The following is a 13,960-nucleotide window of genomic DNA, read 5'->3' as shown; positions in this document are numbered from 1 at the left end:
ATCGTCGTCACGCTCTATGCTGTCCGCATGACGACGAGCAGGCCAGGAGATGAACAGCCGCGCCGCAGGGCGCCCGCGGGCGCCGCGGTGCTCCGTGAGGATGTGACCGAGGCCATCAGGGCCGCCGTCTTCGGGGAGCTCGCGGCGGTCGGGTACGCGCGCATGTCCATCGAGGGCATCGCGCGCCGCGCGGGCGTCGGCAAGACCGCCGTCTACCGGCGCTGGCGCTCCAAGCTGCACCTCGTGCTCGACCTGGTGTCGGCCATAGCGGTCCAGGGGCTCCCGGCGCCGGACACGGGCTCGCTCGAAGGCGACCTGCGTCTGCTGTACGAGGTGACGTCACGTGCCCTGCGGCATCCCGTGGCCTCCCAGGTGATCCCGGATCTGCAGGCGGAGGCGGCCCGCAATCCGGAGATCGCCGATGCCCTGCAGAAGGCGCTGCGGGAGGGGCAGTACGGGGTGGCGAGCGGCATCGTCAGGGCCGCGGTGGAGCGGGGCGAGATGCGCGAGGGCGCCGACGAGGATCTTGCCCTCGACCTGGTGTCCGGGCCGCTCTACTGGCGCTCCGTGGTGGTGCGGGCCGAGCTGCCCAAGGGATACCTGGGCAGGCTCGCGGCGGCAACGGCGGCGGGGCTCAAGGCGTTGTGAGCGGGCCGGTTCGGCCAGGCGTGCTTCTCCCGCATCAGGAACAGGGCCACGCCCGAGCCGAGCGTGGCGACACCCGTGCCCGCGCTGATCAGGACCTGCTGACCCCGTCGAGCGTGAGCGCGTCGGGCGCGGCCACCCGCTGCCCGGCCGCCGCACCGGAACCCCGTCGTCTGAACATGCGTACGCCCTCTCAGTGGTCGCTGCTGCCACTGAGAACGCTGGAAAGGCCAGGTCGGCGGGGCGAGAGAGCGTGCTCCCGGCCCAAGGGTGAGCCTGCTACACCCCCCCGGGACGTTCAGTCGCGAGCCGCCTCAGGATGCAGCCGCACCCACCCGGCCCACGCCGACGTCACCATGTCGCGGACGTCCCGCTTGGCCGACCAGCCCAGTTCCCTGGCGGCGCCGTCCGCCGACGCCACCACGCGGGCCGGGTCGCCGGGGCGGCGTGCCGTGACCTCGGCCGCCGTGTCGTACCCCGTCACGTCGTTGATGAGGTCGGCCATCTCGCGGACCGAAACGCCCTCGCCCCGGCCGATGTTGAGGGTGAGGTCCGTGCCGGGTGCCGTCGCCGCCAGCTTGCGGGCCGTCGCCACATGGGCCTCGGCCAGGTCGGCGACGTGGATGTAGTCGCGTACGCAGGTGCCGTCGGGGGTGGCGTAGTCCGCGCCGAAGATGCGGGGGGCCGCGCCGTCCGTGAGCTTCTCGAAGACCATCGGGACCAGGTTGTAGACGCCCGTGTCGGCCAGCTCGGGGGCGGCCGCGCCCGCCACGTTGAAGTAGCGCAGCGACGCCGTCGACAGGCCGTGCGCCCGGCCCGTCGCGCGGACCAGCCACTCGCCCGCCAGCTTCGTCTCGCCGTACGGGCTCATCGGGAGACAGGGGGTCTCCTCCGTCACCAGGTCCACGTCGGGCATGCCGTACACGGCAGCCGATGAGGAGAAGACGAAGGACCGGACTCCCGCCTCCGTCACCGCCGAGAGCAGGACCCGCAGGCCCTCCACGTTCTCGTGGTAGTAGCGCAGCGGCTGCTCCACCGACTCGCCGACCTGCTTCTTCGCCGCCAGGTGCACGACACCGGTGACCTCGTGCTCGGCGAGGGTGCGGGCCACGAGGTCCGCGTCCAGCGTCGATCCGGTCACCAGCGGCACACCCTGGGGGACGCGCTCGGCGATGCCCGACGACAGGTCGTCGTAGACCACCGCCCGCTCGCCCGCGTCCGTCATGGCACGGACGACGTGTGCCCCGATGTAGCCGGCGCCGCCGGTGATCAGCCAGGTCATGACGTATCCCGTCTTGTCGCGAGTGGAGTGCTTCTCGTGGACGTGCAGTTTCGCAGAGGCGGCGTACGAGCCGCGTCAACGGGCTCCGGCGCTCTGGTCCCCGCCGCCCAGGTCGCGGACGGTGCGGGCCAGGCGCCGCTTCGCCACCCCCGCGACGCCCTGTATCCCCGGCGCGAGCCGCACCGCGAGGTTCCCCGCCTGCGTGGCGTACGGCTGGGCGAGCAGGATCCCGCGCCGCCCCGGCAGGACCGTGCGCCGCAGCAGTCCGGGGCCCGCGACCGCGCGCGCCGTGGTGTCACGCGTCGTCCCGTCGCCGAAGAGCAGGCGAAGCCGCAGGTCCCATACGCCGCCGCGGAGCGAGCCGAGGTCGAGGACGACCTCGGTCAGCCAGGTGCCGTCCCCCGCGGGGCTGAACGCGGCGGTGCGGCGCAGTCCGGGGCCCGTGCCGTCGCGGGCCGTCAGCTCCACGTCGACCGTCGCTGGGCCCGCGTCCGCGACCCGGCCGTACAGCTCGTGCAGCCGCAGGGTGAGACGGCTCCCGCCCGCGCGCGGCCGCAGCTCGGCGTCCACCGCGAGGGGGAGGAGCCGGATAGGGCGTACGAGGAGGTGCTCCAGCGTCACCTGGGGGAGGTCGTCCGACCAGATCGGCGTGGCGTCGGACGCCTGCGCGTACGGGGGCGAGAGGCGCGCGGGGCGGGCCGCCACCGCCTGCAGCCGGGGCAGGTCGCGCGGCTCGGGGGACGCCAGGATCAGCCGGGCGATGATCCGGCCCGGCGCGGGCGCCGCGTCCAGGTCGGCGGTGTCGAACGTGGCGAGGTACGCGCGCGTGGCGGTCCACCACTCCCGCCGGTACTCGGGGCTGCGCGTGGTCAGCTCGCGCGCGTACATCCGCAGGCCGTGGTCGACGAACTTCGCGCGGGCCGCCCGCGCGAGCCGCTTGCCCGCCGTTCCCGTCGCGCTCGGCGCCTCCCGGAGGATCTCGACGGACTGGCGGTGGGACTCCATGCGGGCCTGCCAGTTGGCGATGCCCGTGCGGTCGAGGGAGATCGACAGCTTGGCCGCCGAGCGGCGCACGTTCCATACGTAGACGGGGTCGGGGATCAGCGCGATGCGCGGGCCCGCCGCGAGGACGCGGGCGGTGAAGACGAAGTCCTCGTACGTGAAACGGCCCTCGGGGAAGCGGATGGCGTGCCGCCGCAGGAAGTCGGTGCGGTAGAGCTTGTTGACGCAGAGCGTGTCGTGGACGAGCCGGGTGCGCAGCTCCGGGCGGGCGATGAGCTGCGCCTTCTTGTAGAGCATGGGCTGCCAGGGGATCTCACGGCCGGACGGCAGCTCGCGGCGCACGCACAGGCCGGTGGCCACCTCGGCGTCGTGCCTGGCGGCCGCCGTCAGGAGGGCGTCGACCGCGCCGGGCGGCAGCACGTCGTCGCTGTCGAGGAACATCACGTACGCGGACGTCGTGGCCTCGACCCCGTCGTTGCGGGGGGTGCCGCAGCCGCCGCTGTTGGCCGCCCGGCGGATGGTCTTCAGGCGTGGCTCCCGCGCGGCGAGCTCCGTGAGCAGTTCGCCGCTGCCGTCCGTCGAGCAGTCGTCGACGGCGATCACCTCGCGGACGGCCGGGCCCTGGGCGAGCGCCGAGCGCACCGCGTCCGCGAGGTGCGCCGCGTCGTTGTAGCCGATCACGACTACGCAGACCTGCGGGGACGGGGACGGGGGCGGCGAAAGGGGCAGAGAAGGATCCACGGGGAAATCTTAGAGGTTTCGGGTAATTATCCGATTAGGGGGTCTTTGCGGGTGGATCGGCCCGGATTGGATTGGCCCTGATCGGACCGGATCGCCCTTACCCGGACACCCGCGCAAGCACCTCTCCGGTCTGCGGCCCCCACGCCACCACCACCGCCTCGGACGGCACCCGCTGGTCCTTCGAGAGCAGCAGCCAGCGCACGTGGTAGCGGCGGGCGATCGCCTCGCGGTCGGCGCGGGTCGACTCCGGGGCGAGGTAGTCGCGCACTTCCTGGAGGCGGTGGTTGCGTTCGGCCTCGTCGAGCGCGGGGTCCGGCCAGGCCGGGGCGACGAGGTTGGCGCCGAACGCGGGGATCGTGCGGGTGGGGCCGTAGCCGTTGGTGAGGACGACGTCGCCCTTGTGCAGCCGGTTCGCCGCCCAGGCGTAGCTCGGCCAGCGCGGGGGCTGGTCGAAGCCGATGGGGTCGAGGGTGCGGGGGACGACGGCTCCCGCCTGGATCTGGAAGAAGCCGACGCAGGCGCCGAGCGTCGCGGCTCCCGCCAGGGCGGCGCGTCGGGTGCCCCAGGGCCGGGCGGCCGCCAGTTCGACGGCGAGGGCGAACTGCAGGGGGACGAGGGTGAGGCCCAGAATGCGGCCGTAGGTGTAGTGGCCGCTGAGCCAGCCGTACGCGACGACCGCGAGCTCCAGGGCGAACATCAGGACCAGGGGGTCCTTGTGGTCCCTGCGCCAGCGGAGGTACAGGGCGGGCAGGCCGAGGAGCGCAAGCCAGAAGCGCTGGGGCATCTCCGTGTAGAGCTGCCGGTGGATCCAGTCGACGGACTCGTCTCCGACGAGGGAGAAGACGGAGAAGTAGGGCCAGGCCGCGGCAACTGCCGCCGCTGTCACGGCAGTTGCCGCCCAGCGCGGCAGTGCGCGGCGCAGGCCCGGCACCGCGAAAGCCGCCACCCCGATCACCGCCGCCACCGAAGAGATCGGGTGCACCAGCAGGATCGCCCCGCACAGCGCCCCGAGCCCCGCGTAGGACGCGATCCCCCGAGGCCGCGCGGTCAGCGAACCCGCCCAGGCCCACGCCCAGAACGCCAGGCCGATCGCGAACGTCGACGGATAGGCGAGGTTGCCCGTCATCGACATCAGGCCCAGATAGCCGCTCCACCATGCCATCCGCGTGCCCCACAGCACCACCATCGCGAACAGGGCGAGCACCGGCGCCCATTGACGAGGTGTCAGGACCTTCACGAACCGGCCGATGCCCGTGATCAGCACCAGCAGATTCAGCGGCCCCGCCAGCTTGACGACCTCCCAGCCCGCGAGCCCCGTCACCCGCGCGAAGACGCCCTGCGCCACCGCGTACGGCGAGTAGTACGGGCTGCCCGCGCCCGGCAGGTCCGCCATCGGATGGCGGGGGTGCAGGAGGTCGGCCTTGAGGCGCTCCACGACCGCCGCGTGCTGCCCGAAGTCGCAGCACATCGGCACCCGCCAGAAGGCGAGCGACATCACCAGCCAGAAGAGACCGCCGAAGACGAGATAGGGGGTCGGCCGCCACCGCCTGCCGCCGTACAGGGCGGTCGCGCCCCGCAACGGCCGGCGGGTGCGGCCCCCGGCCGTCGTGGTCGTGGCCGTCATCGCATCAGCCTCTCCGCGACCCGGCCCGCGGCCCGCCCGTCGTCGAGGTCGCAGTAGGCCTCGCGGAACGCCGCGTACGCCTCCGCGTGCCGTGCGGTGATGCCGTCCAGGTCGCGCAGGGCCTCGACGACCTCGCCGGTGGAGGCGAGCAGCGGGCCCGGTGCGCGGGTCTCGAAGTCGAGGTAGAAGCCGCGGACCGTGTCGCGGTAGTGCTCCAGGTCGTAGGCGTGGAAGAGCATCGGACGGCCGGTGTGCGCGAAGTCGAACATCAGCGAGGAGTAGTCGGTCACCAACACGTCGGCGATCAGCAGCAGTTCGGTGGTCCGGGGGTGCGAGGAGACGTCGCGTACGAAGGGCGCGTCGGCTCCCGGCAGGCGGCCCGCCGTCAGCGGGTGCTTGCGCACGAGCAGGACGTGGTCGTCGCCGAGCACGTCCCGCGCCGCGCGCAGGTCGAGCGCGGGCTCGTAGCGGAACCGGCCGGGAGAGCAGGCGAGATGGTCCCGGTAGGTCGGCGCGTACAGGACGATCCGCTTGTCGGGCGCGACGCCGAGGTCGCGGCGGACGCGCTCGGCGGTCTTGTCGCGGTCGTCGGCGAAGAGCAGGTCGTTGCGCGGTGAGCCGGCCTCCAGGACCTCGCCCTCGTAGGCGAGCGCGCGTCCCAGGTGCGGGGTGGAGAAGCGATTCGGCGAGACGAGCACGTCCCACTGACGGGAGAGCCTGGGCAGCGCGTCGAGGTGGCCGTGATCGGCGTAGAGGGTGTCGATGAGGTCGGTGCCGATGCGCTTGAGGGGCGCGCCGTTCCAGGTCTGTACGACGGTCTGGCCCTCTCGCCTCTCGAAGAAGTCGGGCAGATGGCCCGCCGTGACGATGCGGCGGCAGCGGGCGAGCGCCTCGTACCAGTCGGCGCTGTACTCCTCCACGCCCTTCGCGCCGATGGGTACGCGGGTCTGCTGGTCGTGGGTGACCCACAGGTGCTCCACGTCGGCGCCGCGCCGTACCAGCTCCTCGTGGACCGCGCGCGGCGAGTCCCCGTCGAAGTAGAGCACCGCGTCCCGCAGCGGCCGGGTGCGCTGCTGCGGATGGTGCGCGGTGCGCAGTCGGTGCTGCCGGTAGGCGCCGCGCTCGGCCTCCGCGAGCACCGAGCCCGCTTCGACGAGCAGCCGGTCGCCGAACCGCCGGTCGACGGTGAACTCCCGCCCGCCGACGGTCCGGTGGAGGGGAAAGCCCGCGGAAACGGAGGCGAGCAGCCGCACGGGCACACCGTCCTCGGAGTGGGTGCCGCATTCGACGTGGCTCCCGCCCTCGCCAGGCGTCCGGCCTTCGGCACGGGGCCTGTCCGTGGCGAGTGCTGCGTCCTCGGCGCGCGTCCCGTCCTCGGCGCCCGCCCCGCCCCGACCTGCCTCCCGCTCCCGCAGGAACGCATACCACCGCCCCTCCCGCAGCACCCCGCCCCCCGGCGCCACGACCGCCCGGAAGCGTCCCGCGTCGCGCTCCGTCGGGATCGTCAGTTCCTCGTCGCGGCCGCTGTGCCGCAGGACGAGGTCGGCCTCGCCCCAGCCGGTGTCGGACACCGTGCCCTCGACCGTCAGGGTGCCGTCCGCGGCCCAGGCGATCCGGTCGGCGATCGGCTGCCGGGTCAGCTCGACGACCAGCTGGCCCTGGTCGTTGGCGGAGGCGCACACATCGCGGCCCGCGCGCGACGCGTACCGCCCCGGGGGCAGGGCGAGGGCCGCCGCCAGGGACTTCAGCTTGCCGTCCGGAAGGACCAGGTTGGCCTGCCAGCGGTCGCCGTGCGGCGGCTCGACGCCTTTGGGGGCCAGGTGCGGGGTCGGCGCGACGCCCTCCAGGTCGGCGATGCGCACGCGCACGTCGAAGCGGTCGTCCGTCAGCGTGACGGGGTAGTCGAACTCGGCCGCCGAGTGCTTGTGGGTCAGGCGCAGGGCCGTCGGGCGCAGCCGGCTGGGGAGATGGCCGCTGAGGACCACGGACTCCCCGTCCCGGTGATGGGCGTCGACCCGTGCCACGTAATCCTGGATGCGAAGGACAAGTCGGCCCTTGCTGAAGCCGAGGACCAGGCGCAGTCCTTCGCCCAGTTCGCGTACGACGGACTGGGCGGACGAGCCGTCCAGCGGGCGCACGGCCGCCCGCCGCACCGAGCCGTGGCCGGCGACGACCACGCCGAGCAGCCAGTTCCCCGGGATCCACTTGCCGCCGGTCTTCAGCTGCTCGGGGTCGATGGTCAGCTCGAACCCGGAGCGGTCGTAGCAGTGCAGCTGCTGCCGGGAGTTCTCGGTGGCCTGCGGTGCGGCGACCGTGCGGCAGGCGACCTTCCTGAACTGCCCTTTGCTGTGCGCCGACTTGAGGATCGCGGCCTTCACGGAGTGACCGGGGCGCGCCGCCTCCAGGTTGCGCACGTACGCGTATCCGCTGATCCGCAGGAGGCCGTCGTCGCCCCAACCCGCCTCACTCACCCGGGAGATGACCGGCAGCTCCCGCCGCCCGAGCCGGGCCAGCTCCTGCGGCACCCGGATATGACCGCCCGAGCTCTTCGGGTACGCGGCGCTGCGCCGCAGCATGCCGCGGACCTGGAAGGCGCTGCTGTTGTGCTGCTCGAAGGTGAGCAGATCGATCAGGTCATCGGTGCGTCCTTCGCGTACGAGATGCCATTTGACGCGCAGGGCCACCGGGAGCCCCGCGATGACGCCCGGGTCGGCGCGGCGCACGAACGCGGCGGCGTCCTTCATGAAGGCGGCGCGGTACTCGGGGCCGCCCATCGGCAGACCCTCCAGGAAGTACACGAAGTCGTCGCGCAGGCAGGACACGTCGTACGTCCTGCGCATCTCGGGGTCGTGCTCGGCGAGGAACCTGCTGACGTGCGCGCAGGCGGCGATGCGGTCGCGGACGCCCTTGACGTCGGTGCGCCGCCGGGTGATGGAACCCTCGCGGACCCGCCAGTAGTAGACGTGATCGGACAGGACGTCGACCGCGCCCGCGAGGAAGTGCGCGGGGATCATGACGGGGGTGTCCTCGTAGAGCTTGCCCTCGGGGAAGGCGAAGCCGTGCCGGTCCCAGAAGGCGCGGCGGAAGACCTTGTTCCAGGCGACGCGGTCGGCGAGCAGCTCCAGATCACGGCTGATATGGGTGCGCGAGCGCGGCTCGGTGAGCCATTTGTACTGCCAGGCCTGCTGCCGGCCGCGCTCGTTGAGCCGCCAGACGTTGCCGCTCGCGAAGTCGGAGCCGGTGGAGTCCAGGCTTGCGGTCATCCGCGCGTACGCGTCGTGCGGCACGATGTCGTCGCTGTCGACGAACGCCAGGTACTCGGCGGCCGGGTTCGCGTGGCGCACCCCGGTGTTGCGGGCCGCGCTGAGCCCCGCGTTCGGCTGGCGCACATAGACGAACCGCGGATCCTTCGCGGCGAACTCGCGGGCGATGCGCGGGCTGCCGTCCGTCGAGCCGTCGTCGACGAGCACGGCCTCCAGGTCGGCCATGGTCTGCCCGGCGATCGACTCCAGGCACTCCTCCAGGAACTCTTCGACGTTGTAGATGGGCACGACCACGCTGAGACGGGGCTGCACGGCGACCGGCCTTTCGTACGCTCCCAGGGATGGGAGTAAGCATGGGAGCAATCATGGGAGTACGGGCGTATTCATGCCTTTTGCCCTCTCCGGTCAATTCCTTTGCCTTCCTTCACTCCAATGAGTGAGACGGGGTCTTCGACAGGCCGTGTCCGACTGGCTACCGTCAGTTCCCATGTCGCGCTTCTCGGTTGTCGTCCCCGCCCATCGCGTCCAGGGCTACCTGCGGGAATGCCTGGACTCCGTGCTTGACCAGAGCTTCGGTGACCTGGAGCTGATCGTCGTGGACGACGCGTCGCCCGACGCCTCCGCCGCGATCGCCGCGCAGCGTGCGGAGCGCGACCCGCGCGTGCAACTCGTCCGCGCCCCCGCGCAGGCCGGACCCGGCCCGGCCCGCAACATCGGCGCGGACCGCGCCACCGGGGACTATCTCCTCTTCCTCGACGGCGACGATCTGCTGCTGCCGGGCGCCCTTGAGGCGATCGCGGCCGCCCTCGACCGCGCCGGCGACCCGGACGTGCTGCTCACAGGACACGACCGCGTCGACTGGTGGGAGAACGTGCGCGCGGGCGGCGACGACCCGGCCGGCGACCCCCTGGCCGTCACCGTGGCCGCCTGGAACCGTGTCTTCCGGCGCGTCTTCTGGCAGCGCCACCGCCTGACCTTCAGCGACGGGCCGTACGAGGACGTGATCCCCGTACATCGTGCGATCCTCGCGCCGGGCGCCCGTGTCGACGCACTGGCCGAGCCCTGTGTGCGCTGGCGCGAGCGGCGCGGCGGCAGCTTCGCCAAGTCCCCGGGGCGGGCGCACTTCGCGGTCGTCGGGCGCTACGAAGAGCTGCTCGCCGGCGCCGACCCGGCAGGCCGCGAGCGGCTCCTGCCGCACGCCGCCGCGCATCTGCTCGCCGTGCTCGACGACCCGGGCCGCATCGCGCCGGGCGACCGCCGCGACTTCTTCCGCGCGGCGTCCCGCCTGTACCGCACCTACGCGGCCGCGCCGCCCGCCGGCGCGGGCGAGGAGGCCCTGGCCGCCGCCTCGTTCGCCGCCCACGAGAAGCAGCGCAAGCGGGCCTCCCGGCGCGAGGGCGTCGCCCGCAGGCTCAAGCGCCAGAAGAAGAAGCTCCGCGCCCGCGCCATGCGCGTCACCTACCGCACCGACCTGCGCCGCGCCCTCGACCCGCAGCTCGCGGTGTACGGCGCGTACTGGAACCGCGGCATCTCCTGCAACCCGGCCGCCATCCACGCCAAGGCCCGCGAAATCGCCCCGCACATCAAGGGGGTGTGGGTCGTGTCGAGCCGCAACAAGCACCGGGTGCCCGCCGGTGTCGAGTACGTCATCGAAGGCTCACGGAGCTACTGGCAGACGATGGCCCGCGCCACCTACCTGATCAACAACTCCAGCTTCCCCGGCGGCTTCACCAAACGCCCCGGCCAGGTCTACCTCCAGACCCACCACGGAACCCCGCTCAAGAAGATGGGCCTCGACCAGCGCCGCTACCCGGCGGGCACGCACGGCATCAGCTTCCAGAAGGTCCTCGACCACACCGACCAGTGGGACCTCAGCCTCTCCGCCAACCCGCACTCCACGGAGGTCTGGGAGCGGGTCTACCCCTCGACGGCGTACGAGGCCCTGGAGGCCGGCTATCCGCGCAACGACGTCTACTTCACGGCAGGCGAGAGCGAAGTCGCCTACATCCGCGAGGGGTTGGGTATCGCAGACGGCAGGACGGTGCTGCTCTACGCGCCCACGCACCGTGACTACCAGAAGGGCTTCCTGCCCCGCGTCGACCTGGAGCGCTTCGTGCGCGCGCTCGGCCCCTCGTACGTCGTGCTCGTGCGCGCCCACTACTTCTACGGCGCCGAAGCGGGCCTGCGCGCCCACCCCCAGCTCATCGACGTCACCGGGCACGCCCGCGTGGAGGAGCTGTGCCTGGCCGCCGACGCCCTGGTCACGGACTACTCGTCGCTGATGTTCGACTACGCCTGCCTGGACCGCCCGATCATCACGTACGCCCCCGACTGGCAGGCGTACCGGCTGGCCCGCGGGACCTACTTCGACCTGCTCTCCGGGCGGCCGGGCGAGACACCGGGGGCCGTGGCCACCACCGAGGAGGAGCTCACGGACCTCTTCCGCGGCGGCGGCTGGGACACGCCGGAGACGACGCAGCTGCGCGCGGCGTTCCGGGCGCGGTTCTGTCCGTACGACGACGGGGGCGCCGCCGAGCGGGTGGTGCGGCGGCTGTTCCTCGAAGGTCAGGCGCCCCGCTCGTAGGGGGAACGCACGGGGAAGTACGCCGTCAGGAACGCGCGGATGGCGAGTGCCATTTCCTCGTCGGACAGTTCGCTGTCCGGGGACTCGCCGATGCAGAAGGCCGTCTGGTTGCGGGACTGCAGCAGTTGACCGAGGCGGGCGTGGTCCGCGCGCCGTCCGATGTCCACGAAGTCGTACGCGATGTCCCCCGGCACCGCGCGGCCGGTGAGATACGCGTAGTGGTGGTGCAGGGACGACACGAGCGCCAGGTCGCCGTTCGAGCGGAAGCGGCTGCGCGCGGTCGCTTCCAGCTCGTCGGCGAACCGCTCGGTGAGCTCGGCGAGCACGCCGCGGTGCAGGGCGTAGGGCGCGTGGAAGAAGCTGTGGGTCGCCGTCCTGCCGAACGCGCGGCGCAGCAGCTCGCGGTTGTTCTTCGCCGCCGCCAGATAGCCCTCGTCGTCCGGTGACACCGGAAGCGCGGGCACGGACGCCGTCGACCAGAAGAAGCGGGCGGTGCCGGAGCTGAGGAAGAAGGTGTCCGGGGTGGTGGGGCGGCCCAGGAACATGTCGTCGTTGAAGTAGAGGAAGTGCTCCGACAGGCCCTCGATGCGGTGCAGTTGGCTCTCGATGGAGTGCGAGTTGAAGGTGGGGAGCGCGGCGTCCGGGTCGGCGAAGAGGTCGCGGTGGTCGACCACCGTCACGTCCGGGTGGTCCGTGTTCAGCCAGGACGGCGTCTGGCCCGCCGTGACGAGGTAGATGTGCCGGATCCACGGGGCGTACATCGCCAACGAGCGCAGTGAGTAACGGAGTTCGTCGCGGTTGCGGAAGCGGACCGCGCCGTGGTCAGCGGACGAGCCGTCGTCGGGGCCGCCGAGCGCGGCCTCGCGGCGGGCACGCCACTCGGGGTCGGAGTCGTCGACCCAGGTGTAGACGGCGTCGATGGGGAAGTCGACGTCTCGCATGAGGAGTTGGGAGAAGACGTCGAGGGTCGGGTAGGTGCGGTCGGCGACGCGCAGGGTCGCGGTGGGGGCGAGCGAGGGGAGTTCGGGCCCGGCGAGGGTGGTGCCGAAGGGGGCGCGGCGGGTGTCGGACCCGGGGTCGATGCGCGGCCAGAACGCCACCGTGCAGGCCTGGCCGACGCCGTGCCGCAGGGAGAGCGTCGTCGTGGTCACCGGCTTGAAGACCCGGACGCCCGCGACCTCGCCGATGCGGTCGAGGCGTTCGGCGAGCACCACCCCGGGGGCCGCGTCGCGCGGGTTGACCAGCTCGGCGTAGACGGGCTGGCCGTGCAGGGACTCCGCGAGTGCCTTGAGGGCGCCGTCGCGCTCGTCGTCGGCCACGGCGAGCGTGTGCGCGGTGCCTGCGTCGCGGACCAGGACGTACGGGATGTCCTGCGCCTCCAGGGCGGTGGCGGTGAGTTCGAGGTTCCAGTCGGTCATGCCGGGCGCGAGCACGTCGTCGCGCCGCTCGGCCAGGCGGCCCACCGAGCGGATGAGAAGGCCGCTGGTGTCGGCGGCGGCGATCTCGTCCTCGCGGGCGCGCTCGTCGGTGTCCGGGGCGGCGTCCAGGGTGTACGGGGTGGTCGGGCGGAAGCCGCTGCCGCCGGACGCGACGCCGAGCGCCACCCGGTCCGCCCGGTCGCGCAGCCGCTCTGGGGCGGCACGGCGGGCCACGAGCCGGGAGTACAGCTCCTGCCAGCGCGCGGTGACCTCGGCGGAGGAGAAGCGGGCGTAGACACCTTCGCGCGCGGCACGGGCGTAGGACCGGCGGGTCTCCGGGTCGCCCATCAACTCGCTCATCGCGGCGGCCAGTTCACGCACCTCGCCGGGCGGTACCAGCAGTCCGTCCACGCGGTGCCTGACGATCTCGGCGGGCCCGGTCAGGACGTCGTACGCGACAACGGGCACCCCGGCCGCGAGCGCTTCGAGCAGCACCAGCGGGAACGCCTCGTGGTGCCCGGCGGTCATCAGACTGAGCCCCGCCTTGGCCCACTCGGCGGCCATGTCCTGGCAGGGGCCGAGGAGCTCGACGCGGTCCTGCAGGCCCAAGCCGTCGACCAGGCGGCGCAGCTGCTGCTCGCGGTGGCCGCCGCCGAAGATCCGCAGCGTCCAGTCGGGATAGGCGTCGGCCAGCTCGGCGAAGGCCCGTACGGCGTGGTCGACGCGCTTCTCGCCGGTGAGCCGCGCCGCCATGACGATGACCTTGCTCTCGCCGTCGGCGCGCGGCCGGAAGCCGTCGGGCACCGCGTTCGGGATGACCGCGAGCTCGGGGGCGGTGGCACCGAGGGACTCCGCGATCCAGTCACGGGTGCGGTCGGTGAGGGCGACCAGCGCGTCCAGGCGCGGCGCGTGCAGGAGCAGGGGCTCGCCGGACGGGCCGCGGCGCTGTGTCGGGCGGTGCTCCTGGTGCACGGTGACGACGTGGGCGGGGACCAGCTCGACGGCGGCGGCCATCAGGGCGGGCGTGGTGGTGACCAGGACGTCGGTGTCCAGCGTTGCGAGGGCGGCGGCCATCTCGACGTCGGAGAGCCGGTCGAACGCGGGCTCCCAGTCCGGCCTGATCAGCTCGCTGGGCAGCGCGGCAAGCGTCCGGCACGCCGTGTCGTCCAGGCGCGAACCGCGCACCGGCCGCTCGGGGGTGGCGGTGCGGTCCACCAGATAGCGGACGGGGAGGCTGCGGGCCTCGGGGAAGAACGGCTCGGGGCGGGTCCGGAAGACGGAGATGACCTCGACGTCGTGCCGGTCCGCCAGATGCTGCGCCTGGGTGTAGGTGGCCAGCTCGGTGCCGCCCATCTCGTCGCCCCAGCCGAGGAGGTACGTGATCTTCATGAGGTCTCCTGA

General features: G+C 72.7%; 7 protein-coding genes. 2 read left to right on the top strand and 5 right to left on the bottom strand.

The genetic code is table 11. The features are described from left to right. Nucleotides 1-27: 27 nt before the first annotated feature. Complete coding sequence (locus AB0G47_RS10305; protein ID WP_360766442.1) at nucleotides 28-648, top strand: TetR/AcrR family transcriptional regulator; 621 nt, start codon at nucleotides 28-30, stop codon at nucleotides 646-648. 295 nt (nucleotides 649-943) lie between these two features. On the opposite strand, the gene galE is transcribed toward AB0G47_RS10305, so the two are convergent. From galE to AB0G47_RS10285, 4 genes are all read right to left on the bottom strand, one after another. Continuing rightward, nucleotides 944-1,927, bottom strand: coding sequence for a UDP-glucose 4-epimerase GalE (gene galE, locus AB0G47_RS10300; RefSeq protein ID WP_360766439.1), 984 nt, complete (start codon nucleotides 1,925-1,927; stop codon nucleotides 944-946). A 75-nt stretch (nucleotides 1,928-2,002) separates the two neighbouring features. Continuing rightward, nucleotides 2,003-3,670 (bottom strand): glycosyltransferase family 2 protein, encoded by a 1,668-nt coding sequence (locus AB0G47_RS10295; RefSeq protein WP_360766436.1) that lies wholly within the window; start codon nucleotides 3,668-3,670, stop codon nucleotides 2,003-2,005. 97 nt (nucleotides 3,671-3,767) lie between these two features. Beyond that, complete coding sequence (locus AB0G47_RS10290; RefSeq protein ID WP_360766433.1) at nucleotides 3,768-5,294, bottom strand: hypothetical protein; 1,527 nt, start codon at nucleotides 5,292-5,294, stop codon at nucleotides 3,768-3,770. Continuing rightward, complete coding sequence (locus AB0G47_RS10285) at nucleotides 5,291-8,869, bottom strand: CDP-glycerol glycerophosphotransferase family protein (RefSeq protein ID WP_360766430.1); 3,579 nt, start codon at nucleotides 8,867-8,869, stop codon at nucleotides 5,291-5,293. The genes AB0G47_RS10290 and AB0G47_RS10285 overlap by 4 nt, the downstream gene beginning before the upstream one ends. Before the next feature lie 175 nt (nucleotides 8,870-9,044). Between AB0G47_RS10285 and AB0G47_RS10280 the strand changes: the two genes are divergently transcribed. Further along, on the top strand, nucleotides 9,045-11,141 hold the full coding sequence (locus AB0G47_RS10280; protein ID WP_360766428.1) for a CDP-glycerol:glycerophosphate glycerophosphotransferase: 2,097 nt from the start codon (nucleotides 9,045-9,047) through the stop codon (nucleotides 11,139-11,141). Here the strand turns inward: AB0G47_RS10280 and AB0G47_RS10275 are convergent. Beyond that, a complete protein-coding gene (locus AB0G47_RS10275) occupies nucleotides 11,123-13,948 on the bottom strand; it encodes a stealth conserved region 3 domain-containing protein (protein WP_360766425.1) in 2,826 nt (941 codons plus the stop codon). The two genes, AB0G47_RS10280 and AB0G47_RS10275, sit on opposite strands and share 19 nt — an antisense overlap. Between the last annotated feature and the right edge of the window lie 12 nt (nucleotides 13,949-13,960).

The sequence above is a fragment of the Streptomyces sp. NPDC021622 genome (assembly GCF_040640795.1).
Taxonomy (GTDB): Bacteria; Actinomycetota; Actinomycetes; order Streptomycetales; family Streptomycetaceae; genus Streptomyces.
The sequence above is the reverse complement of the archived record's forward strand: the minus strand, read 5'-3'. Positions and strand labels throughout refer to the sequence as shown.